Source organism: uncultured Abyssibacter sp. (assembly GCF_964000955.1).
Lineage (GTDB): Bacteria > Pseudomonadota > Gammaproteobacteria > Nevskiales > OUC007 > Abyssibacter.
The window spans coordinates 1-23,050 of the sequence record NZ_CAXFCL010000349.1; the positions used below are offsets into that span (position 1 = coordinate 1).

General features: G+C 64.8%; 19 protein-coding genes and 1 pseudogene. 4 read left to right on the forward strand and 16 right to left on the reverse strand.

The features are described from left to right. Both ABNS06_RS17010 and ABNS06_RS17015 read left to right on the forward strand, forming a co-directional pair. Positions 1-237, forward strand: a 237-nt coding sequence (locus ABNS06_RS17010; RefSeq protein ID WP_348675802.1) for a redoxin domain-containing protein, incomplete at its 5' end; no start/stop codon positions are given. A 69-nt stretch (positions 238-306) separates the two neighbouring features. Further along, the gene (locus ABNS06_RS17015) at positions 307-1,707 is read left to right on the forward strand and encodes a PhoH family protein (RefSeq protein WP_348675803.1); all 1,401 of its coding nucleotides are present in this window, start codon (positions 307-309) and stop codon (positions 1,705-1,707) included. On the opposite strand, the gene ABNS06_RS17020 is transcribed toward ABNS06_RS17015, so the two are convergent. Next, positions 1,697-2,803, reverse strand: coding sequence for an AI-2E family transporter (locus tag ABNS06_RS17020; protein ID WP_348675804.1), 1,107 nt, complete (start codon positions 2,801-2,803; stop codon positions 1,697-1,699). The two genes, ABNS06_RS17015 and ABNS06_RS17020, sit on opposite strands and share 11 nt — an antisense overlap. 375 nt (positions 2,804-3,178) lie before the next feature. On the opposite strand from ABNS06_RS17020, the gene ABNS06_RS17025 reads away from it, so the two are divergent. Continuing rightward, on the forward strand, positions 3,179-4,552 hold the full coding sequence (locus tag ABNS06_RS17025; protein WP_348675805.1) for a M48 family metalloprotease: 1,374 nt from the start codon (positions 3,179-3,181) through the stop codon (positions 4,550-4,552). Here ABNS06_RS17025 and ABNS06_RS17030 read toward each other — a convergent pair. The 15 genes and pseudogenes from ABNS06_RS17030 to ABNS06_RS17100 form a co-directional block, all read right to left on the reverse strand. Next, positions 4,527-5,534: an NAD-dependent epimerase/dehydratase family protein gene (locus ABNS06_RS17030; protein WP_348675806.1), complete on the reverse strand. Its 1,008-nt coding sequence runs from the start codon at positions 5,532-5,534 to the stop codon at positions 4,527-4,529. The two genes, ABNS06_RS17025 and ABNS06_RS17030, sit on opposite strands and share 26 nt — an antisense overlap. Positions 5,535-5,634: 100 nt before the next feature. Beyond that, entirely contained in the window at positions 5,635-6,792 is a 1,158-nt protein-coding gene (gene lapB, locus ABNS06_RS17035; protein WP_348675807.1) for a lipopolysaccharide assembly protein LapB, read from the reverse strand. Then, positions 6,785-7,060, reverse strand: a complete 276-nt coding sequence (locus ABNS06_RS17040; protein WP_348675808.1) for a lipopolysaccharide assembly protein LapA domain-containing protein — start codon at positions 7,058-7,060, stop codon at positions 6,785-6,787. The genes lapB and ABNS06_RS17040 overlap by 8 nt, the downstream gene beginning before the upstream one ends. A 28-nt stretch (positions 7,061-7,088) precedes the next feature. Further along, positions 7,089-7,373 carry an integration host factor subunit beta gene (locus ABNS06_RS17045; RefSeq protein ID WP_348675809.1) on the reverse strand — a complete coding sequence of 95 codons (285 nt, stop codon included), beginning with the start codon at positions 7,371-7,373 and terminating at the stop codon, positions 7,089-7,091. Between the two features lie 124 nt (positions 7,374-7,497). After that, positions 7,498-9,180 (reverse strand): 30S ribosomal protein S1, encoded by a 1,683-nt coding sequence (rpsA, locus tag ABNS06_RS17050; protein ID WP_348675810.1) that lies wholly within the window; start codon positions 9,178-9,180, stop codon positions 7,498-7,500. Positions 9,181-9,292: 112 nt separating this feature from the next. Further along, positions 9,293-9,985 carry a (d)CMP kinase gene (gene cmk, locus ABNS06_RS17055; protein WP_348675811.1) on the reverse strand — a complete coding sequence of 231 codons (693 nt, stop codon included), beginning with the start codon at positions 9,983-9,985 and terminating at the stop codon, positions 9,293-9,295. Further along, entirely contained in the window at positions 9,982-11,298 is a 1,317-nt protein-coding gene (gene aroA / locus ABNS06_RS17060; RefSeq protein ID WP_348675812.1) for a 3-phosphoshikimate 1-carboxyvinyltransferase, read from the reverse strand. Before aroA ends, cmk begins: the two co-directional genes overlap by 4 nt. Continuing rightward, positions 11,295-12,182, reverse strand: coding sequence for a prephenate dehydrogenase/arogenate dehydrogenase family protein (locus ABNS06_RS17065; RefSeq protein WP_348675813.1), 888 nt, complete (start codon positions 12,180-12,182; stop codon positions 11,295-11,297). Before ABNS06_RS17065 ends, aroA begins: the two co-directional genes overlap by 4 nt. A 7-nt stretch (positions 12,183-12,189) precedes the next feature. Then, positions 12,190-13,317: a histidinol-phosphate transaminase gene (hisC, locus tag ABNS06_RS17070; RefSeq protein ID WP_348675814.1), complete on the reverse strand. Its 1,128-nt coding sequence runs from the start codon at positions 13,315-13,317 to the stop codon at positions 12,190-12,192. Positions 13,318-13,344: 27 nt separating this feature from the next. Further along, positions 13,345-14,451: a prephenate dehydratase gene (pheA, locus tag ABNS06_RS17075; RefSeq protein WP_348675815.1), complete on the reverse strand. Its 1,107-nt coding sequence runs from the start codon at positions 14,449-14,451 to the stop codon at positions 13,345-13,347. Between the two features lie 16 nt (positions 14,452-14,467). Next, on the reverse strand, positions 14,468-15,646 hold the full coding sequence (locus ABNS06_RS17080; RefSeq protein WP_348675816.1) for a phosphoglycerate dehydrogenase: 1,179 nt from the start codon (positions 15,644-15,646) through the stop codon (positions 14,468-14,470). A gap of 4 nt (positions 15,647-15,650) precedes the next feature. Further along, positions 15,651-16,733 carry a 3-phosphoserine/phosphohydroxythreonine transaminase gene (gene serC, locus ABNS06_RS17085; protein ID WP_348675817.1) on the reverse strand — a complete coding sequence of 361 codons (1,083 nt, stop codon included), beginning with the start codon at positions 16,731-16,733 and terminating at the stop codon, positions 15,651-15,653. 134 nt (positions 16,734-16,867) lie between these two features. Then, on the reverse strand, positions 16,868-19,423 hold the full coding sequence (gene gyrA / locus ABNS06_RS17090; RefSeq protein ID WP_348675818.1) for a DNA gyrase subunit A: 2,556 nt from the start codon (positions 19,421-19,423) through the stop codon (positions 16,868-16,870). Between the two features lie 193 nt (positions 19,424-19,616). Further along, a complete protein-coding gene (locus ABNS06_RS17095) occupies positions 19,617-20,078 on the reverse strand; it encodes a hypothetical protein (protein ID WP_348675820.1) in 462 nt (153 codons plus the stop codon). A 30-nt stretch (positions 20,079-20,108) separates the two neighbouring features. Further along, positions 20,109-20,213 (reverse strand): annotated as a pseudogene (locus ABNS06_RS17100) (thrombospondin type 3 repeat-containing protein); the annotation flags it as partial. Positions 20,214-22,777: 2,564 nt separating this feature from the next. Here ABNS06_RS17100 and ABNS06_RS17105 point away from each other — a divergent pair. Further along, positions 22,778-23,050: DnaJ domain-containing protein (locus ABNS06_RS17105; protein WP_348675819.1), on the forward strand; the 273-nt coding region annotated here is incomplete at its 3' end.

The following is a 23,050-nucleotide window of genomic DNA, read 5'->3' on the forward strand; positions in this document are numbered from 1 at the left end:
CACGAGAACTTCAAGGCGAAGTTCGAGTTCCCCTTCGACCTGCTCTCCGATCCCGATGAAACGGTTTGCCAGGCCTACGACGTCATGAAGGAAAAGAACATGTACGGCCGCAAGTACATGGGGGTCGAGCGATCCACCTTCCTGATCGACGCCGGGGGCGTGCTGCGCCAGGAGTGGCGCAAGGTGAAGGTGAAGCAACACGCCGCCGCCGTGCTGGATGCCGTCAAATCGCTCTGATCGCAAACCCCTGAACGACAGCCCGCGGGTCCGCTGACCCACTCCGCCCCAGCCACCGAGAACACCGGCATGTCGACCCGAATCTTCGTCCTCGATACCAACGTGCTGATGCACGACCCCTCTTCGCTGTTCCGCTTCGAGGAACACGATCTGTACATCCCGATGGTCGTGCTGGAAGAACTCGACGCGGCCAAGAAGGGCACCAGCGAGGTGTCGCGCAACGTCCGTCAGGTCAGCCGCTTCCTGGACGAGATGATCCACGGCGCGGACGAGAAGGCGATCGAGGCCGGTCTGCAGCTGCCCGATTTCGGCTTGAACATCCGCAACAAGGCGGTCCCGACCGGCCGCCTGTTCTTCCAGACGCGGCCGCCGAACGTCGAACTGCCCGACCTGCTGCCCGGCAACAAGCCGGACAACAGCATTCTCGTGACCACGCTGGCACTGAAGGCGGAGCACCCCAACCGCAAGGTCACGCTGGTCTCCAAGGACATCAACCTGCGCATCAAGGCCGCGGTCACCGGCATTTCGGCCGAGGACTATTCCAGCGACCGGGTGCTGGACGATCTGGATCTGCTGGACGCCGGCTACAAGGCGCTGCCCGACGGGTTCTGGGCGGCTCATGGCGAGAACATGGAATCGTGGACGGACGAACGCGGTTCCGCCCACTACCGGCTGTCAGGGCCGGAGATCGCCGACCTGCACGCGAACCAGTTCGTCTATTTCGAGGACGGCAGTGGCCCCGATCTGATCGTCCGCGACGTCCAGAACGAGACCGCGGCCTTCCAGGTCATCAACGACTACTCCGAAGGACGCCAGTCCGTCTGGGGCGTGCACGCCCGCAACCGCGAGCAGAACCTCGCGCTGAACCTGCTACTCGACCCGAGCATCGACTTCGTCACCCTGCTGGGCGCCGCCGGGACCGGCAAGACCCTGCTGGCCCTGGCCGCGGGGCTGTCGCAGACGCTGGATCAGTCGCGATTCCGCGAGATCATCATGACCCGCGTCACCGTCCCGGTCGGCGACGATATCGGCTTCCTCCCGGGAACCGAGGAGGAAAAGATGACGCCCTGGATGGGTGCGCTGATGGACAACCTCGAAGTGCTAACCCAGTCCGACGACGCCGGCGAATGGGAGCGGGCCGCGACCAACGAGCTGCTGTCCAAGCGCATCAAGATCCGGTCGGTGAACTTCATGCGCGGCCGCACCTTCGTCAACCGCTACATCATTCTCGATGAGGCGCAGAACCTGACGCCCAAGCAGATGAAGACGCTGATCACGCGCGCCGGGCCTGGCAGCAAGATCGTCTGCCTCGGCAACCTGGGCCAGATCGACACGCCCTATCTGACCGAAACCAACTCCGGCCTGACCTATGTGGTCGATCACTTCCGCGGCTGGGAGCATGCCGGACACGTGACCCTGGCGCGCGGCGAGCGCTCCCGCCTGGCGGCTTTCGCGTCGGCTACGCTGTAGCCGACTCGTTCTCGCCCTGCTCAACGGGCAGCGGGGGCGGCTCCCCCCGCAATCGCTCCGGCCAGGCGTTGATGATCGCGTTGACCACGGTCGCCAGAGGAATGGCGAAGAACACGCCCCAGAATCCCCAGATCCCGCCGAAGAACAGCACGGCGAAGATGATCGCGACCGGGTGCAGGTCCACGGCCTCGGAAAACAGCAGCGGCACCAGCACATTGCCGTCCAGCGCCTGCAGGATGCCGTAGGCGATCAGCACGTAGTAAAACTCGGGCTCCGTGCCCCACTGCGCCCAGGCCACCGCCGCGATCGGCGCGGTCACGACCAGCGCACCCAGGTAGGGCACCAGCACCGAGAACCCCACCAGGGCCGACAGCAGCACTGCGTAGTTCAACGACAGGGCCGTGAAGGTCAGGAACGCCGCCGCCCAGACGATGATGATCTCGACGAACTTGCCGCGCACGTAGTTCGCGAGCTGGCGATCCACATCGCCCCACACGGTCCGCAGCAGACCGATGTCGGTCGGCAGGAACCCGCGAAACCAGTGCTGGATGCGATCCTTGTCCTTGAGCAGGAAGAACATCAGCAACGGCACCAGCACCAGATACACGGCGATGTACAGCAACCCGACGCCGACCACCACGCTGTTACTCAGTACGAACTGGCGAAGTTGGGCCACATAGTCGCCGGCCGACAGCATGATCTCCTCGACCTGCTTGGGCGACACCATCGACGGGTACTTCTCGGGCAGGGTCATCAGATAGGCCTGGATGTTGCCGATAATCACCGGCACCTCCTGCACGATCTGCGTGGTCTGGCGCGACAACAGGGGCAACAGCAGGATCAATGCGGCGAGCGACCCGATACAGAACACGGCCCAGGTCACCGTGACGGCGAGCAAGCGCGGTAGACGCGTGCGACGCTGCAGCACCGCCACCGGCCCCTCGAGCAGATAGGCCAGCACGATCGCCACCAGCACCGGCGCCAGCGTCGACGCGAAGAACGTGATGATGATCCAGACCGCCAGCAGCACCAGGGCCAGGCTGACAATCTGCGGATTCGAGATCTGGCGCTTGAGCCAGTCCTTGACGGCATGCACGTCGAAACGGCTCCTTATTCTGAGATTGCGTTCACCCGGCTCCGCGGTCGGTCACCGACCGGCGCGTCGCACTGACGCCGTCCGTTCACGACGTTCACGCCGCGACCGCGCATGACGCACGCCGGAACGGCTGCGGATGCACTGGAAGACCGCCAGCCGCTGATCAGAGTTCCGATCGCCGCTTGTTACCCGTCTCACTAACTCCGGAGCGCAGCCATGTTCTAATCGGCGTACGATGAAAATGCGCCGTTTCCGGCTCTGACCGGGTCGGCGCGACTGTAGCACACGCCATCTCACCGAATGTTTGCACCGATAAGCCGACTTCTGCTCCTGATCTGCCTCCTGAACCTGGTCGTGTCACCGGTTCGGGCCAGCGTGAATCTCCCGGATTTCGGTGAGCCAGCGGATCAGACACTGTCACTGTCCGAGGAAGCGGAGATCGGCGCCCGCATCGAGGCCCAGCTGTACGCGGCCGGACTGATTCTCGAGGACCAGGAACTCACCGAATACATCAGTTCCGTCGGTGCGGAGCTGGCGGCTCACGGCGGCGTCAGTCCGAACGGGTTCCGCTTCTTCATCATCCGCGACGACTCCATCAACGCGTTCGCGCTGCCGGGTGGTTATATCGGCGTGCACACCGGGCTGCTGCAGGCATCGACCAACGAGTCCGAACTCGCCGGCGTGCTCGCGCACGAGGAGGCGCATGTCACCCAGCGGCATATCGCCCGACAGTTGCAGGGCTCCACCGGCTGGAACCTGGCCACCGCGGCCCTGGTGGTGGCCGCGGCGCTCGCCGGTGCCACCGATCCCGATCTGATCCAGGCCGCGCTGGGCGTGGGCCTGGCCTCCATCCAGCAGCGACAGATCAATCACACGCGCTCTCATGAACTGGAGGCCGACCGGCTTGGCATCCGCACGCTCGCCGATGCCGGCTACGATCCCAAAGGCATGGCGACGTTCTTCGAACGCCTGCATCAACAGACACGGCTTTATGGCAACCAGTTGCCGGAAATTCTGCTCACCCACCCCGTCTCGGCCACGCGCGTCAGTGAGGCGCTGAACCGCGCCGACGACTACGACCCGGTCGAGCACGAGAGTTCGGATCAGTACCGCTACATGCGCGCCCGCGCCCGCGTTCTGGCGTCGGCGCCCCCGTCGCTGGAACGCGAATTCTTCCGCCGTTCGCTGGAGCACGACGAGTCGGATGACGAAGCCCGCTACGGGCTGGCCCTGATCGACCTGTACAGCGGCGACGGTGACAGCGCGCTGAAGCATCTCAACGCCATCACCAATCCCGATCAGGTGAACGTGCAGCTGGCCATGGCGCAGGCCGAACACCTGGCGGGACAGGATGAGGCGGCCATCGCGCGCTACGCGAACCTGGAACGCCGTTATCCGAACTACCAGCCGGTCTCGCTGGCCTACGCCGACACGCTGATCCGCACTGGCGCCTCGGACGAGGCGCGCCGCGTCCTGCTGGACAGCAGCGCCTACCGGCGCAACGCACCGGACACGTTCCGCCTGCTGGCCCTGGCCGCGCGCGACAGCGGCCGCGAACCTGAAGCGCATTACCAGATGGCGGCGTATTTCCGGTATCGGGGCAATTACCGGGCGGCCATCAACCAGTTGCACACCGGTCTGCAACGCCCGAACCTCAGCGACGCCGAGCGCGCTCGACTGGAATCGCGAATGCTGGAATACCGGCGCATGGCGCCGGATGAACTCAAGCGGGCGGGATCCTCGGGCTGATCGCCTTGAGCATGTGCTCCGAAACCATCCATTCGATGGTTTCGCTGAGCATGCGATCCATGTCGACGCGCTGGAAACCGAGTTCGGCCACCGCCCTGGAGGTATCACAGTAGATGTTGCTGGACAGCAGTGTCACCGTCTCGCGGGTCAGATCCGGGTCGCGCCCGAACACCGGCGCCACCATTTCCTCCAGGCGCGCATAGGCGGACAGGACCCGCACCGGCAAGGGACGCGGCGCGACCGTGCGCCCCAACGCCTTCGCGACCCGCTTGACCAGCGTCAGATACGCCGCGTCCTCCCCGCCGAGCAGATAGTTGCAGCCAACGCGTCCGTCACGCGCCGCGGCGATATGCGCATCGGCAACGGCGCCGGCATGACAGAACGAGCCGCCTCCATCCGGCATGCCCGGCAGGCGCCGCTGCTGCACCAGCTGGAACAGCCGCGACCAGTTGTTGTGATCGTAGCGGCCGAGAATATTGGATGGGTTGATGATCACCCCGGCTAGCCCCCGGGCGATGCCGCGCCGAACCTCGCGCTCGGCCATGGCCTTGGTCCGGATGTAGTCGATGGGTGATTTCGCCGCCGAGACCGGTGTCATCTCGTTGATACGTCCGGAGTGCAACCCGAACGCGACGGCGCTGGAGGTATGCACGAACCGAGCGGCGCGGTGTTCCAGCGCCACCTTGACCACGTTGCGGGTACCGCGGACGTTGACCAGCGTCTGCTCCGTCCGTTGGCGGCGCCACAGACTGGTGTCGCCGGCCACATGAAACACGGCGTCGGGCCGGTCGGGCATGGCGGCGCGCACGCTGGCCAAATCGGCCACATCGCCGCATTGCAGCGTCACACCCAGCTGATTCAGGCGGGTCAGATCGGAGCTGGCGCGATGCAAAGCGACGACGTCCCAACCGTCCCGCCCCAGCGCTTCGATCAGGTTCTGGCCGACGAATCCTGTGGATCCGGTGACAAACGCCAGTGGCATCGCTCCCTGCCCAGTGCTCCCCTGTGCAAACCACCAAGAGTATGAAAAAGTTCGACGAAGGTCGAATTGTCAGGGGAAGGCCGGCCGGGCCGGCACCGGCTCAGCTCGGTTTGGCGACGTCCGAAACCGGCGTCATCGACGCCCAGTTCCGGCAACTCGGGCATTGCCAGTGAATCGCGCGCCCGGAGAACCCGCAATGCTGGCAGGCGTAGAGCGGCGCACTGGCCAGCGTGGCTCGCAACGCGCCGTGCAGGGTCTCCAGCGGCGCCGCCAGCATCGGCGGCAACTCGGCCTGGTTCAGTTCCAGCAGGTGATTGAAGGCCGTCCAGGACGGCGTGGTCGACAGGTAGCTTGCCAGCAGCGCAACGCCGTCAGCAGGCGTGCTCTCGCGCGCCAGAGCGACCTGCACCGCGGGCAACGACTGCTGCGTCGACTGCTCACGCAGATAACTGATCCATTCGTCCGACTTGTTCAGCGCCTCGTAGCACCGCTTGAGCGGACCCAGCGTCTCGACCACGAATCGGGGATCCTGTTTGACAACCCGGCGGTACGCTCTGACGGCAGCCTTGTGATCGCCCGTCGCCTCCAGCGCCTTGCCCTCGAGCAGGCTGGCACGCACGCAGCCGCGATCATCCGTCAGCGCCCGCTTGGCCCACTGCAAAGCCGTCTTGCTGTCCTTTTGCCACAGAGCTTCCTCGGCCATCTCGCAGGCGTACTGCGCCAGCCGGCCAGGTTCGGCAGTCCCCTGAACCTTTTCCTGTCGACGCGTCGCTTCGATCGCACGCTCCCAGTCCCGCTCCTTTTCGTAGATCGAGACCAGCGACGCCAGCGCGGCGTCCTGGAACATGCCCTGCTCCAGCAGCTCCAGGTAAAGGCCCTCCGCGCGATCGAGCACACCGGCCTTCATGTAGTCCTGGGCCAGTTCCAGCCGCGCGCGGTTTCGGTACTTGTGATCCAGATTCGGTCGGGCGACGAGATTCTGATGCACCCGCAGTGCCCGATCGACCTCGCCCCGTCGCCGGAACAGCGCGCCCAGCGCCAGGTGGGTTTCGACGGTGTCGTTGTCGACTTCCAGCAAGCGGATGAACACATCCATCGCCTTGTCCGTCTCGTCGTTGACGAGGTACTGGACACCTTGCAGGTAGTCGGTATTGGGTGCCGGCTGTGTCTCCGGCGGGCGCACGCGGCTGCGCAGATACCAGCCCACGGCTCCCGCCATGGGCATCAGCAGCAACGCTAGGCCAAAGGCATCAAACATCGTGGATCGGGAGGTTCCGGAGATTCTTCAACTCGGCCTCCTGATCCTTGATCTGGCGCGCCTGCCGGCGGATCTGCCGCTTGAGAGAAGCCACCCAAAGCGCGCTAAAAATCAGCATTACGACGACCACAGCGATCAATTCGACGACCATCCACCCAATCAGCGGCAATGTCAGTTCAACTAACAGCAAGTCAACGGTGACTTCCTGGGTATTTGAAAACGCTAATGCAAGCCCGAGGCAAGCCACGACCAACAATGCGATCGACATCAGCATACGGCTGACGGGACTCCTGGCGTCAGTCCGATCCGTTGACACGCTCGCGCAACTCCTTGCCGGGCTTGAAATGCGGGACCGCCTTGGACGGTATCACCACGGCGTCACCGGTCTTGGGATTGCGTCCGATGCGCTGCGGGCGATGATGAAGCGAGAAGCTGCCGAATCCACGGATCTCGATCCGATCCTCTTCGGCCAACGCATCCGTGATTTTGTCCAAGACCAGTTTCACGGCCAGCTCCACATCCTTGTGTGACAGATGCGGCTGATTGTCCGCCAGCTGGTCAATCAATTCCGACTTGGTCATGAACGAATCCAAGCTCCTCTCGATCACCACGCGACCACAGTAGAACAAAAGCCCGTGGCGCGCAACACGCCACGGGCTTGTTTCCTCTTTATTTTCCTGAGCTTACAGCGATTGCAGGACGGTTTTAGTCGTCCTTGCCACCCTCGCCCATCTGCTCCTTGAGCAGATCGCCCAGGCTGGTCGTGCCGGTCTGGGCACTGCGGCTGTACTCGGCCACGGCATCGGCCTCTTCCTTCATCTCCTTGGCCTTGATGGACAGGGAGATCGAGCGGGTCTTGCGATCCATGCCGACAATGCGAGCTTCAACGCTGTCACCAGCGTTCAGTGCAGTGCGGGCATCCTCGATGCGCTCGCGGGAGATGTCAGCCACACGCAGGTAGCCATCGATGCCTTCTTCCAGATCGATCACGGCGCCGCGAGGATCGACTTCGCGGATGGTGCCGGTGACGATGGAGCCCTTCGGATGACGGCCCATGTAGGAGGCGAACGGATCCTGTTCCATCTGCTTGACGCCCAGCGAGATGCGCTCGCGTTCCGCGTCGATGGACAGCACCACGGCTTCCATTTCCTCACCCTTGGAGAAGTTGCGGACCAGGTCCTCACCCTCTTCGTTCCAGGACAGGTCGGACAGATGGACTAGGCCATCGATGCCACCGTCCAGGCCGATGAAGATACCGAAGTCGGTGATCGACTTGATGGCACCGCGGACCTTGTCGCCCTTCTGGAAGTTCTGCGCGAACTCTTCCCACGGGTTGGGGATGCACTGCTTGATGCCGAGGGAGATGCGGCGACGCTCTTCGTCGATATCCAGCACCATGACCTCGACCTCGTCGCCGATCTGCACGACCTTGCCGGGGGAGACGTTCTTGTTGGTCCAGTCCATTTCGGAGACGTGAACCAGGCCTTCCACACCTTCCTCGATCTCGACGAACGCGCCGTAATCGGTGATGTTGGTGACCTTGCCGAACAGGCGGGTGCCTTCCGGGTAGCGACGGGCGATGTCCACCCACGGGTCTTCGCCCAGCTGCTTCAGGCCGAGGGAGACGCGCATGCGCTCACGGTCGAACTTAAGCACCTTGACTTCGACTTCCTGGCCGGCTTCGACAACTTCCGACGGATCCTTGACCCGCTTCCAGGACATGTCGGTGATGTGCAGCAGACCGTCGATGCCACCGAGGTCGACGAACGCGCCGTAGTCGACGAGGTTCTTGACCACGCCCTGCAGCACGATGCCTTCCTGCAGCTTCTCGATCAGCGCCTCGCGCTCCACCGAGTACTCGGCTTCCAGCACTTCGCGGCGGCTGACCACCACGTTGTTGCGGATGCGGTCCAGCTTGATGACCTTGAATTCCAGCGGCTTGCCTTCCAGGTACGCGGTGTCGCGAACCGGACGGATGTCGACCAGCGAGCCCGGCAGGAACGCGCGGACATTGCCAACATCGACGGTGTAACCACCCTTGACCTTGCCGCTGATCTGGCCGACCACGATTTCCTCGTCGTCGAACGCCTTCTGCAGGCGATCCCAGGTCTTGATGCGCTCGGCCTTCTCCTTGGACAGCTTGGTCTCACCGAAGCCGTCTTCAACGGTCTCCAGCGCCACCTCGACGTCGTCACCTTCGCCGATGGTCAGCTCACCGGAGTCGTTGTAGAACTCCTCGATCGGGATCACGCCTTCGGACTTCAGGCCCGCGTCGACGATGACCACATCCGGCTTTACCTGCAGCACGCGGGCCGTGACGATGGAACCCGGCTGCATGGTTTGTTGAGCAATGGATTGCTCGAAGAGTTCTGCGAAACTTTCAGACATATGAATTAAGACACACTCGATTTGTACCGGCGGTTCATCCGTAAATGCCGGGGCTGATAAAAACAATCGGGGCGCCGATCCTTGGCGCCCCGGACATTCATGCTGTACGCGATCAGTCGAACTGCTTGAGCCTGCGCTCCGCGATGAGCTCGATGGCCTGCTCGAACACGTCGTCTATGCCAAGTTCGGACGTATCGAGAACCACCGCGTCATCGGCTGCCTTGAGCGGCGCGGTCGCACGCGAAGCATCCCGCTGATCGCGCGAGATTATATCAGAGTAAATCTTTTCAAATGTAGCACTGTTTTCGGGGACGCTCAATTGCGCGGCGCGGCGTTTCGCGCGCACCTCCGCCGAGGCCGTCAGAAACAGTTTCAGCGGCGCATCGGGAAACACCACCGTTCCCATGTCGCGACCATCGGCGATCAGACCCGGAGCCGTGCGAAAGTCACGCTGACGTTCCAGCAGGTTCGCCCGAACCAGGGGCAGCGCCGCCACGCGTGACGCCGCCTCACCGACAGCCTCTTCGCGAATGGCCCGGGTCACGTCATCGCCATCCAGGTCGATACGAACACCCTGCCCCGGCACGACCTCGAATCGGACGGGCAGCCGCCGCGCGGTCCCGGCCAGCGTCGCCTCGTCATCCAGCGCGGTCCGCTGACGCAGCGCACTCAGCGCAACCAGCCGGTACAAGGCGCCGGAATCCAGCAGATGCCAGCGCAGACGCTCGCTCAAGGCAAGGCAGAGCGTGCCCTTGCCCACCCCGCTGGGGCCGTCCACCGCGACAACCGGCACCACCCTGTTCATGCGCTTTGCTCGATATTCAGGCCGAGGCCGGCCATGGCCCCGACAAATCCCGGGAAGGAGGTCTGCACGTTGGCCACGTCCACGATCTCGATACCCTCGGGTGCCACGGCACCCAGCGCCGCGAAGGACATCGCGATCCGGTGGTCACCCAGGGCATCCACGAGCCCCCCGCGGACGCCGCCACCATGGACGGTGATGCCATCCTCGGCCTCTTCCACACGCACGCCGACGGCTTCCAGCCCCTTCGCCATCGCGGCGATCCGGTCGGATTCCTTGACCCGCAACTCCGCCGCCCCGGTGATGCGGGTGACCCCGCTGGCCATCGCGGCGGCCACCAGTAGCGCGGGAAATTCGTCAATCGCCAGCGGCACCAGCGCCGGCGGCACATCCACACCGTGAAGCGGCCCGGCCACGATGTGCAGATCGGCGATTGGCTCGGCGCCGGCGGCGCGCACGTTGAGCAACGAGACCTGCGCTCCCATCATTTCCAGGATCTTCAGAATGCCGGCACGCGAAGGATTCACGCCCACACCCGGCAGCAGGATGTCCGATCCGGACACCATCAGCGCCGCGACGACGGGGAACGCAGCCGACGACAAGTCCGCCGGGACGTCAATGGTCGTCGCCTTGAGGCGCTGCCCGCCACGAACCCGGCAACTCAGCCCGGAAACCGGCACGTCAACACCGAAACTCGCCAGCATCCGCTCGGTGTGGTCACGGCTGATGCCCGGCTCGTTGACGATCGTCGGCTCCTGCGCGTAGAGCCCGGCCAGCAGCAGCGCGCTCTTGACCTGCGCCGAGGCCACGGACAGGTCGAAGGACGCACCGTGCAGGCGCTGCCCCCCGCGAATATGCAGTGGCGCGGTGCCCGCCTCGGTGGTCTCGATCTGCGCCCCCATCCGCGCCAATGGTTCGGTGACCCGGCGCATCGGTCGCCGCGAAAGCGAGGCATCGCCGATCAGCGTGCTGGAGAATTCCTGCCCCGCCAGCAGACCGGACAGGAGCCGCATCGAGGTACCGCTATTGCCAAGGTCCAGCGGGGCGGAAGGCTCGGAAAGCCCGTACAGGCCAACGCCGTGAATCCGCATGCCGGTCTCGGATGTCTCCTCGCAGGCCACGTCCATCGCCTCGAAGGCGCGACGTGTCGCCAGGCAATCCTCGCCGGGCAGAAAGCCCTCGATCGTGGTGATGCCATCGGCCAGCGCGCCGAGCATCACCGCGCGATGCGAAATCGACTTGTCACCGGGCACACGCAACTCCCCGCGCAGCGGACCCGAGGGCCGGACCAGGAACCGCTGACTGGAACCGCTCATGCGTCACCCCGCCCTTCGGTCAGCGCCACATACTCGTCACGCGCCGATTTCGCCCGCCGAAAACGCGACTCGATCTCCGTCGCGTCACCGGCATCAATGGCCTGTCTGAGTGTTTGCAGGCGAGCGATCAGGGCGTCGAGATTCCCGCTGACCGCGGCCCGGTTCGCCAGCGCGATGTCCCGCCACATTTCGGGCGAACTGGATGCGATCCGCGTGAAATCACGGAAACCACCTGCGGCATACATGAAAATCTCGTCGTGATCCGGCCGCGTCGCGAGCATGTCGACCAGCGCGAAGGCCAGCATGTGCGGCAAATGGCTGGTCGCGGCGAGCACATCGTCGTGATGATCGGCCGCCATCCGAATGGTCCGTGCGCCGCAGGCACGCCAGAGCTGTTCCACCTCGCGCACCGCGGCCTCGCTGCTGGTTTCCGCCGGCGTCAGGATGGCCAGCCGCTCCCGGTACAGCTCCGGAAAGGCGGCGGCCACGCCCGTGCGCTCGGTGCCCGCGATCGGATGCGCGGGGACGAACCCGGCCGGCAAGGCGCCGAATACCCGCACCGCGGCCTCGATCACCGACTGCTTGGTCGAGCCGACATCGCTGATGATGGCTTGCTCGCCACAGGCCGGCGCGATCGCCGCCAACACGGATTCCATCGCCAGAACGGGCACGCATAGCAGATGCAGGTCGGCCTGCGCGGCGACTTCCGCAGCATCGGTGGAATAGCGATCGATCACGCCCAGGGCCACCGCGCGGGTCAACTCGGACTCGCGGCGCCCGAAGCCGACGATGCTGCCTTCGAACCCCGCCGCGCGCAGCGCCAGCGCGACCGAGCCGCCGATCAGGCCGACCCCGTAGATCGCAATCCTTCGGGACTGGATCATCGGGTGTTCATTGCCCGCCCAGCACGCGGCCGAGCGCCGCGAGGAAGCGCTCGTTCTCGTCCGCGGTGCCGATGGTGGTCCGCAGGTGATTGGGCATGCCGTAACCGGCCAGCGGGCGCACGATCACCCCCTCGCGCAGCATCGCCTCGTACACCGAGGCTGCATCCCGGCCCAGGTCGAAGGTCAGGAAGTTGGTGTGCGTCGGCAGATAGCCCAGCCCCAGGTCGTCCAGTCCCTGCCGGATGCGCGCCAGGCCGGTCAGATTGGTCGCCACCGACTCATCGACGAACTCCTCGTCGGCGAGCGCGGCACGCGCGGCCACATGTGCCACCGCGTTGTTGTTGAACGGCTGACGCACCCGGTTGAGGATGTCCGCCAGCGCAGGGTGCGACAGGCCGTAGCCGATGCGCAGCGCCGCGATGCCGTAGATCTTGGAGAACGTCCGGGTCACGACCAGGTTCGGATAGGCGTCCAGCAGCCGGCGCGAATCGATACGCCATTCCTCCGGCTGATAGTGGTGATAGGCCTCGTCCAGCACGACGACCACATCCTCGGGCACGTCCCGCAGGAAGGCCTCGAAGGCGTCCGGCTCCAGCCAGGTACCGGTGGGATTGTTCGGATTGGCGACAAAAACCAGACGCACGTCGTCGTCGATCAGCGCCCGCATGGCGTCGAGATCATGGCCGTAGGGCATGGCCGAATCCGGCCCCAGCGCCGACGCCACCCTCGCCTCGCCACTCGCGGCGGCCGTGGCGATGGGATACACCGCGAACGCGTAGCCCGAGAACACCGATGCGCGACCCGGCCCCAGCAGCGCCTGCGCCAGCAGCACCAGAATGTCGTTGGAGCCGTTGCCCAGCGTGATCCGGTCGGCGGTGATGCCGTGGTGCGCGGCCAGGTCCGATTTCAGTTCATGCCCCGATGCATCGGGATAGCGAGCGAAGAATTCGCCGCCGAGCGCGGCCTGCACGGCGGCGGTCACCGTCGCACTGCAACCCAGCGGGTTCTCGTTGCTGGCCAGCTTGATCGAACCGGTGATGCCCAGCTCACGCTCCAGCACCTCGACCGGTTTGCCCGGGGTGTACGGCTTGAGCGCCACCGGGCCCGGCATTGCCAATTGCTTGAAATCTTTCATCGTCGTCTTCGTTGGTCGTTGGCCGGGTCAGGCCAGCGGAGCCCGCGGATACGAGCCGAGAATCTTGAACAGGTCGGAGCGACTTTCCACAGCCTTGAGCACCTCGTTCAGCGGTGCATTGTCCGCGTGTCCGGCCACGTCGATGTAGAAATTGTAGTTCCAGTTACCACGCCGCGACGGCCGCGACTCGATGCGGGTCATGTTGACGCCGGCATCGGAGAACGGCTTCAGCAACTCGAACAGCGCACCCGGACGCTGATCCCCGCCATGCGCCGAGCACACGAACGAGGTCATGTCGTCGCCGGTGGGCGCGGTCTGCTGACGGCCGATGACCAGGAAGCGCGTCGTGTTGTCCGACTCGTCCTCGATGTTCGCGGCGGCGATCTTCAGTGCGTAGAGCTCCGCCGCCGGCCGGCCGGCAATCGCCGCCCAGCCCCTGCCAGGGTTCTCGGCCACCAGCCGCGCGGCCTTGCCGTTGCTGGATGCCGTCTCCAGCTCGGCCGCCGGAAGACGCGTCTGCAACCAGGTCCGGCACTGCGCCAGCGACTGCGGATGCGCGATGACCTTGGTGATACCGTCCGGCAGGTCCTGGTCGCTGAGCAGGTGATGATGGATCGGCAGCGTCACCTCGCCGCAGATGCGCAGCGGGCTGGACACGAACAAGTCCAGGGTGTGGCTGACCACGCCTTCGGACGAGTTCTCGATGGGCACCACGCCGTAGTGCGAATTGCCTGCCTCGACATCGCGGAAGATCTCGTCGATCGCAACCATGGGACGCGAGCGCACGGCGTGCCCGAAATGCTTGTGCACCGCGCCCTGGGTGTAGGTGCCCTCGGGACCGAGATAGGCGACGGTCAGCGGGGATTCCAGCGACAGGCAGGCCGACATGATCTCGCGCATCAGCCGGGCGACGGTCTCATCCGTCAGCGGCCCCTCGTTGCGGGCCATCACCTGCCGCAACACCTCGGCCTCGCGCGACGGGCGATACATGTCACCCACATCGCCGGCCTGCTGCTTGATGATCGCGATCTCCTGCGCCAGGCGGGCGCGGTCGGAAATCATCTTCTGGATGGACTGATCCAGTTCGTCGATCGCCGAGCGCGCGGCGGCGAGTCGTTGCTTGGAATCCGTCATGACCCGTACCCCGGACTCAGTGCTCGATGGCCCGCACCGACAGCACGCCGTCGATGCCCTTCAGTTCCGCGATCAGATCGGACGGCAACTCGCCGTCGACGTCGACCAGCGTGTACGCCAGATCACCACGCGACTTGTTGAGCAGGTCGGCGATATTGAGGTTGCGCTTGGCCAGCGCGGTGGAAATCTGACCGACCATATTCGGCACGTTGCGATTGGCCACCGCCAGCCGCGCCGCGCCGTCAGTCAGCGGCAGAACCGCCTCAGGGAAATTCACCGAATTGCGCACGTTGCCGGTCTCCAGATAGTCGCGGAGCTGGTCGGCGACCATCACCGCGCAGTTGTCCTCGGCCTCCTGGGTTGACGCACCCAGGTGCGGCAAGGCGATCACGCCGCGATGCCCCTTGGCCGTCGGCGTCGGGAAATCGCAGACATAGCGATGCAGCTTGCCCTCTTCCAACGCGGCCAGCACCGCGGCTTCGTCGACGATTGGCGCTCGCGAGAAATTCAGCAGGGTCGCGCCATCGCGCATCAGCTTGATGCGATCGGCGTTGATCAGGCCTCGTGTCGGTTCGATCAGCGGCACATGCAGCGTCACGAAGTCCGATTTGGCCAGCAGTTCCTCGACGGTCAGCGCCTGGTCAACCTTGGCATCCAGCTGCCAGGCGTTTCCGACGGTAATCGCCGGGTCATAGCCGATCACCTTCATGCCCAGGTCCTGCGCCACGTTCGCGACCCGGACGCCGATGGCGCCCAGACCAACGACCCCCAGCGTGCGCCCCGGCAACTCGAAGCCCTTGAACTGCTTCTTGCCGGCCTCGACCCGCTCGTTCATCGACGCCGGATCGCCATCCAGCGAATTGACGAAATCCCAGGCCGCGATGATGTTGCGCGACGCCAACAGCATGCCGGTGAGCACCAGCTCCTTGACGGCGTTGGCGTTGGCGCCCGGCGCATTGAACACGGCGACGCCCTTGGCGCTCATCTGCGTCACGGGAATGTTGTTCGTACCGGCGCCGGCGCGGCCCACGGCCCACAGAGAACCGGGAATCTCCATGTCGTGGATATTGGCTGAACGAAGAATCAGCCCATCGGGCTCCACCAGACCCGAGGCGACCTCGTAACGATCAAGGGGAAACCGGTCCAGGCCCTTGGCCGAGATATTGTTCAGCGTCTGAATCTTGTATTTTTTCAATGATCTAGCCGTTCTTCTTCGCGAACTCTTTCATGTAGTCGACCAGCGCGTCGACACCGGCTTCCGGCATGGCGTTGTAGAGGCTCGCGCGCATGCCACCCACGCTGCGGTGACCCTTGAGCGTGGACAGACCGGCTGCTTCCGCGCCCTTGAGGAAATCCGCATCCAGCGCAGCGTCGGGCAGCGTGAACGGGACGTTCATCCACGAACGATGCTCGGGCTTCACCGGATTGCGGTAGTAACCCGACGCGTCGATGAAGGCGTAGAGCTTGCCGGCCTTGGCCGCATTGCGGGCCGCCATCGCCTTCAGGCCACCCTGGCGCTGAATCCATTGCAGCACCAGGCCGCAGACGTACCAGGTAAAGCACGGCGGCGTGTTGAGCATGGATTCGCCATCGGCGACCTTCGCGTAATCCAGCACTGTCGGCGTCTGCGGCAACACGTCGCCGATCAGATCATCGCGAACAATGACAATGGTGACCCCGGCCGGGCCCAGATTCTTCTGCGCGCCAGCGTAGATCATGCCGAAACGACCGACATCGATCGGACGCGACAGAAAGGTCGACGAGAAGTCCGCCACCAGCGGCACGTCGCCGACATCCGGCACGTCGGGAAACTCCACGCCTTCGATGGTCTCGTTCGGCGTGTAGTGCACGTAGGCGGCTTCAGGGTTCAGGGTCCAGTCGTCACGGTCCGGCACATGGGTGAACTTGTCGTCGACCGGCCTTGCCACGGTCTGCGCCGAGCAATACCTGGCCGCTTCCTTGACCGCCTTCTTGCCCCAGCTGCCGGTCACGACATAGTCGGCAGTGTCACGGCCGCGCAGCAGGTTCATCGGCACGGCCGAGAATTGCCCGGTCGCCCCGCCCTGCATCCACAGGATCTTGTAGTTGTCCGGCACGTTGAGCAGCGTTTTCAGCGTCTCGGTCGCCTGTTCGGCAATGGAGACGAAGGCCTTGCCACGATGACTCATTTCCATCACGGACATGCCCGTTCCCTGCCAGTCCAGGAGCTCGTCCTGAACCTGCTGGAGAACGTCCACCGGCAGCGTGGCCGGTCCGGCTGAGAAGTTGAAAACGCGCGTCATGGTGCTCCCGGAGCGGTGTCCATCCGAAGTTGGGGCGCGGGAGAGTACACCGAACCGGCGGACCTGTCGCCCTGCACGGTGGCTTGCGGGATGTGCTCCCGCCGGCGTCACCCGGACGCCGGCGGACATCAGCGTCAGGCTTCGTCTTCGCCGTCGACGTCTTCCTCGGCCTCGATCGCCACCCGGTCCACGCCAACCAGGCGGTCGCCCTCGGCCAGACGGATCAGCTTGACGCCCTGGGTGTTGCGGCTCAGGCGCGAGATGCCGGCCACCGACTGGCGGTTCAGATTGCCGGATTCGGTGATCAGCATGATCTCGTCAGCCTCGACCACCTGGATCGCCGCAACCAGCTTGCCGGTCTTGTCGGTCAGACGCTGGGCGAACACACCCTGGCCGCCGCGACCACGCAACGGGTAGTCGTCCACTGGCGTCCGCTTGCCAAAACCGGCCTCGGACATGGTCAGCACGTCGCCATCCTGGCAGATCAGCAGCGAGATCACCGACTGATCCTTGCCGAGCTTCATGCCGCGCACACCGGCGGCGGTGCGGCCCATCGTGCGGACGTTTTCTTCCGGAAAGCGGATGCCCTTGCCGTTGTCGGCGACCAGGAGGATGTCGCGTGTGCCGTCGGTCAGCGCCGCGTTGACCAGTGCGTCGTCGTCGCGCAAAGCCAGCGCGATGATGCCGCTGGCGCGAGGACGCGAAAATGCCTCCAGCTCGGTCTTCTTCACGACGCCCTGCCGGGTGACGAAAAACACCGACTCGCCGGTGTTGAAGTCCTTGATCGGCAGAATCGCCGAGATGCGTTCATCGCCTTCCAGCGGCAGCAGATTGACGATCGGCTTGCCGCGAGAACCGCGAGAACCCTGCGGGATCTGGTAGACCTTGAGCCAGTACACCTTGCCGGCCGACGAGAAGCACAGCAGCGTGTCATGGGTGTGGGTGACCCACAGTGCGTCGATGAAATCGTCGGTCTTGAAGCTGGACGCCAGCTTGCCACGACCCCCGCGCTTCTGCGCCTGGAACACGTCCAGCGGCTGGCTCTTGACGTAACCCTCGTGGGACAGCGTCACGACCACGTCCTGCGGGGTGATCAGGTCTTCCAGGTCCAGACCGATGAAGTCTTCCAGAATCTCGGTGCGACGTTCGTCGCCATAAGTCTCGCGAACGGTGGTCAATTCCTCGCGGATGACCTCCATCAGGCGCGCGGTGCTGCCCAGAATGTCCAGATACTCGGCGATCTGGTCGAGAATCTCGCGGTACTCCCCGATCAGCTTTTCCTGCTCCAGCCCGGTCAGGCGGTGCAGGCGCAGATCCAGGATGGCCTGGGCCTGGGCCTCGGACAGCATGTAGCCGTTATCGGTAAGCCCCAGCCCTTCGGCCAGTTCCAGCGGACGCGAAGCCGATGCACCGGCGCGGCCGAGCATGTCGCGCACCTGGCCAGGCGCCCAGGGACGCGCGACCAGCGCAGCGCGGGCCTCGGCGGGCGAGGCCGCTGCCTTGATCAGCTCGATGACCTCGTCGATATTCGCCAGCGCGACGGTCAGGCCTTCCAGCACATGGGCCCGGTCGCGTGCCTTGCGCAGCAGGTACATGGTGCGGCGAGTGACCACCTCGCGGCGGTGACGCACGAAGGCTTCCAGCACCTGCTTGAGGTTCAGCGTCTTCGGCTGGCCACCGTCCAGCGCCACCATGTTGATCCCGAACACGGTCTGGAGCTGGGTCTGGCGGTAGAGGTTGTTGAGCACGACCTCGCCGGCCTCGCCGCGACGCAGCTCGATCACCATGCGCATGCCGTCCTTGTCGGACTCGTCACGCAGCTCGGTAATGCCCTCGATCTTCTTTTCCTTGACCAGCTCGGCGATCTTTTCGAGCAGCCGAGCCTTGTTCACCTGATACGGCAGTTCGGTGACGATGATCGCCAGACGGCCGCTGGGCAGCTCCTCGATCTCTGCCCGGGCACGCATGTACACGCGACCGCGACCGGTCTCGTAGGCCTCGCGCACACCGGCGGTGCCGTTGATCAACGCCGCGGTCGGAAAATCCGGCGCCGGCACATGCTCCATCAAGCCCTCGATGGTGATCTCGGGATCATCGATCAGCGCCACGCAGGCATTGACGATTTCGGTGAGATTGTGCGGCGGGATGTTGGTCGCCATGCCGACGGCAATGCCGGCCGAGCCGTTGACCAGCAGGTTCGGAACCTTGGTCGGCAACACCGCCGGCTCGGATTCCGACTCGTCGTAGTTCGGGACGAAGTCGACGGTGTCCTTGTCGATATCGGCCAGCATTTCATGCGCGATGCGCGCCATGCGCACCTCGGTGTAACGCATGGCCGCGGCGGAGTCGCCGTCCACCGACCCGAAATTGCCCTGCCCGTCGACCAGCATGTAGCGCATGGAGAACGGCTGAGCCAGACGCACAATGGTGTCGTAGACCGCGGTATCCCCGTGCGGGTGATACTTACCGATCACGTCACCAACCACGCGGGCCGACTTCTTGTAGGGCTTGTTGTAGTCGTTGCCCAGCTCGCGCATCGCGTGGAGCACGCGGCGATGAACCGGCTTGAGGCCGTCCCGGACGTCGGGGAGGGCTCGACCCACGATCACGCTCATCGCGTAATCGAGGTAGGACTGCTTCATCTCGTCTTCGAGATTGACGTGCAGCACTTCTTTCGCGAACTCGCTCATTCGCTCCCTTCACTCATGGAGGTTTATCGATAGTTGCCGCGCGCAAAAGCACGCGAATTATCGCGGCATTATAGCAGCCTGAGCGCCTGGGAGCGCGCTGGCGGCGCGGAAACGATTTCAAGCCACCCCCATAGCCCGAAATACAAAAAACGGCCGACGGAGAAGTCCGCCGGCCGTTTCTACACCGCCCGGATTAGTTGCAGCCGGTATCCGGACAAGTGGTCGAGATACTGAGCGTGAATCCGCCCTCGAACGCCACCAGCTCGGTGATCTGCGCCAGATAAATCCCCGGCGCCGGGTCGGCCACGGATTCACCCACCGTCTCGCCGGCCGGGTCGTAGATCACGATGTCGAGCTGCTCGGCCACGGCGGCGGTCAGGGTGAAGTCGAGGCTGGTCACATTGGCCAGGGGCGGCAGCTCGTAGCGCACCTCATGGGTGGCGAAGCCATCCGACCCGCTGCCGCAGCCCAGACAAACCACGGGCGTCGTGATGCCGGTCGGCCCCTCGAAACGGACGACTTCCACGGTCCCCGCCCCCGGGTCGGCGATCGGAGTCTCCGGGGAAGACTCGCAGGCGTCACCAACACCATCCTCACCGGTATCCGTCTGCTCAGGATTCGCCACATTCGGGCAGTTGTCCTCGGCGTCGATCACACCGTCATCGTCGATATCGCTGGGGGGCGCATCGCAGGCATCGCCGATGCCGTCACCGTCCCCATCGGCCTGATCAGGGTTGGCCACCTCGGGACAATTGTCCTCGCCATTGGCGACGCCGTCTTCATCGAAATCACCGGCGGCGTCGTAGTTGCCACCCGGATCATTGCTGGCCGGATGGGTCGGCACGGCCGAGTCGCAGAAGACGAACGGGTTGGTGTCCAGCGGCTGCGTCGTGTCGCCACCGAACAGATCGGGTAGCGACGGGGCGACCTCGTTCCAGTAGGTCATGCGCTCCAGCATGATCTCGGTCTGGAACTCGCAGAAACCAATCGGCTTGGTTCGCGGCAACGCGCCAAGGTCCAGATGGGTCAGCGCCGATTCGACCACCAGCTTGTCATCGCGGGCGGACAAATCGCCCCAGCCGTGGTCAACCCAGGCAAGCTCCGGAATCACCGGCGTCGCCAGGTCCAGCGCGATCTCGGTCGGCTCACCCACCGTGCCGGGCACCCAGGCGGCCTCTTCCAGCGCCCGGCGCAGCACCCAGTTGGTCACCGGAATCTCGCCGCCCACGGCCATGGTCGGCACCCCGTCGACATCGACCACGCCGCCGCGATGACCGTACTTGCGACGCACCTCCAGCAGCACCCGCGAAGCCACGCCGGCCGAGCGCGGCGTGGAGAAGCTGGTCCCGCCGACCGAGGTGTCGATCTCCGACTCGCAGTCCATGCAATACGGCAGCTGCTGGGTGAAATCGGACACGAAGTCCGGCAGCCGCCCCGACGTGATGGTGCGCCCTTCGGAACTGTCTTCCTCGCTACCGGAAACACCGATGGACCACCAGGGTCCGGCGCCCGCCCGCGTGGGCGACAAACCCGGACCGTTGCCGGCCGAGCTGAAGTGCAGCTTGCCCTGACCGACAACGCCGTCGAAGCCGGCATGGAAGGCCCGGGTTTCCGGAACGGGCAACAGCCCCAGAGCCAGCGAAACACCGTAGCTGGTCGACACGACATCAATGGAAGGATTGAGGAAGGTCCATTCGTGGCTGGGATCGCTGGCCAGGTCATTGCCCTGCTCGATCATGATCACGACCGCTTCGGGGTTGGCCTTCATCACCGCGGCACTAGTGCCAACGCCGTGCGAACTCTTCAGCGTCTGGGGCACCAGCGGCTCCACGTCCGTGCCCGCGAAGGAGATCGCCAGCAGGTTCGTGCCCTTGAACCAGACCAGCTCGCCACGCTTGACCCGCGACCAGATGGCGGCATCGGCCTCGATGTCCGCGGCGATGTCCCCGGTTCGGGTCAGCTCGACCTGGTTTTCCGGCTTGACGCCCAGCTCGGCCAGTACCGCCGGCGTGACCGCGCTTGGCGCGGCATCCGGGTAGATCTGGCTGCCGGCGTAGAAGAAGTCGTGGTACGGATTCGTGGCGCTGTCCACCACGCCGACGATCACCCGGGTCGACTTCACCGGTGCCGGCAGCTCGGTCACCGTGTCGTCCACCAGTTCCAGGCAGCCCCCGACGGTAGTGCAACGCAGCGTCGCGATACCGCTGAACGGCGTCTCGAAGTTGCTGAAGCTCTTGGTCGACGCCACATATTCACCGGCGCGCGGCGCGGTGGCCGTTGCCGTCTCGCCGGCAACGCCGGTCTCGATGTTGGAGTCACCGGAACTGGCGACGACGCTGCCCTCGGGGTCGAGGATTTCCAGATCGAGATCTTCCGCGGCCACGTCCCAGGCGATGTCCACCTGCAACTCATCGTAGGCGCAGCCATCCGGCACCGGCAGCGGTTGATCAACCGAGGTGCCGGGCAGCCCACCCACCGATGTTGGCGCGGTGCCGGTCCATTCGGCGATGACCAGTTCCTCGCCCTCGGCCATGCACAGGTTGGGCTCAACGGCGACCTCTCCCTCGCCGCGAGCCACGTAGGCCTCGAAGCGGAAGCCCTGCCCCGGCCGTGTCTGGCGCTCGTGAACGACGAAGCTGTACCGCCCCGGTGCCGGCGCGTCGATCCGGATCACCTGATCGATGGCCGGTACGGCAAACGACTCGGCGACCACCGAACCATCCGGACCCAGCACCTCCAGTGTCAGCGAGTCCTGAATGTCATCCCAGTAGATCGCGGCGTCGATGAACAAATAGCCGGGGTCCGCGGACGGCAGCGTGACCACGTATCCATAGGACGGCCCTGTCCCCTGTGCCTTGGTATCCGGCGGGGTGTAGCCCTCCATGGTCCCCTCTTCGTTGAAGAGTTGCGTGGTGCCCAGCGGTGGCACCTCGCCCGAGGCCGAGCCGTCGCCATTCCCGTCGGAAGAGCCGCCGCCCGAGCAGGCGACCAGGGTCAGGCCAAGCCATGCGGCGGCCAGCAGTCGTGTCCAGTTGTTCATGATGATCCTCACGTCACGCCTGCGCCGCGCGCGGACAACATCACGCACGGCGCGTCCGGGGCGCGAGCACCCGGAGCGGCTTGATTTCGAATGACCCCAATCATCCGAAGCCGGTGCGCCGGTAGGCGGCGGCTTCATTTCTGCGCCAAGATGGAGATCGGTTCCCGGAGAGGCCCAGCCTCTCGCGGTCAGTGTACAAAATTCCCACAACAAGACGCACGCCAAGCTGTTCACCCTCTGCTCGCGCCGTTGAATTCGGGCGCATCTGCCACCATCTCACGGCCAGTTGACAGGTCATTTCACAGAAGACCCGCATGGAATTTCAGGACTACTACGAAACGCTTGGCGTCGCGCGCAATGCCACCGATGACGAGATCAAGGCGGCGTACCGCAAGCTCGCGCGCAAGTACCATCCCGACCGCAACTCCGAGGCCGGGGCGGAGGATCGTTTCAAGGCGGTCTCCGAGGCCTACGAGGTTCTGAAAGACGCGGAGAAGCGACAGCAATACGACGCGCTCGGCGCGAACTGGAAGAACGGCCAGAACTTCCGTCCGCCCCCGGGCTGGGAAACGCACGGTGGCGGCGGG

Excerpts from the sequence above, each read along its gene's own strand:
- ABNS06_RS17030 (WP_348675806.1), bottom strand. The coding sequence starts at position 5,534 with ATGCCACTGGCGTTTGTCACCGGATCCACAGGATTCGTCGGCCAGAAC.
- serC (WP_348675817.1), bottom strand. The coding sequence starts at position 16,733 with ATGACGCGCGTTTTCAACTTCTCAGCCGGACCGGCCACGCTGCCGGTG.
- lapB (WP_348675807.1), bottom strand. The coding sequence starts at position 6,792 with ATGTTTGATGCCTTTGGCCTAGCGTTGCTGCTGATGCCCATGGCGGGA.
- rpsA (WP_348675810.1), bottom strand. The coding sequence starts at position 9,180 with ATGTCTGAAAGTTTCGCAGAACTCTTCGAGCAATCCATTGCTCAACAA.
- cmk (WP_348675811.1), bottom strand. The coding sequence starts at position 9,985 with ATGAACAGGGTGGTGCCGGTTGTCGCGGTGGACGGCCCCAGCGGGGTG.
- gyrA (WP_348675818.1), bottom strand. The coding sequence starts at position 19,423 with ATGAGCGAGTTCGCGAAAGAAGTGCTGCACGTCAATCTCGAAGACGAG.
- ABNS06_RS17045 (WP_348675809.1), bottom strand. The coding sequence starts at position 7,373 with ATGACCAAGTCGGAATTGATTGACCAGCTGGCGGACAATCAGCCGCAT.
- aroA (WP_348675812.1), bottom strand. The coding sequence starts at position 11,298 with ATGAGCGGTTCCAGTCAGCGGTTCCTGGTCCGGCCCTCGGGTCCGCTG.
- pheA (WP_348675815.1), bottom strand. The coding sequence starts at position 14,451 with ATGACGGATTCCAAGCAACGACTCGCCGCCGCGCGCTCGGCGATCGAC.
- ABNS06_RS17040 (WP_348675808.1), bottom strand. The coding sequence starts at position 7,060 with ATGTCGATCGCATTGTTGGTCGTGGCTTGCCTCGGGCTTGCATTAGCG.
- ABNS06_RS17015 (WP_348675803.1), top strand. The coding sequence starts at position 307 with ATGTCGACCCGAATCTTCGTCCTCGATACCAACGTGCTGATGCACGAC.
- ABNS06_RS17065 (WP_348675813.1), bottom strand. The coding sequence starts at position 12,182 with ATGATCCAGTCCCGAAGGATTGCGATCTACGGGGTCGGCCTGATCGGC.
- hisC (WP_348675814.1), bottom strand. The coding sequence starts at position 13,317 with ATGAAAGATTTCAAGCAATTGGCAATGCCGGGCCCGGTGGCGCTCAAG.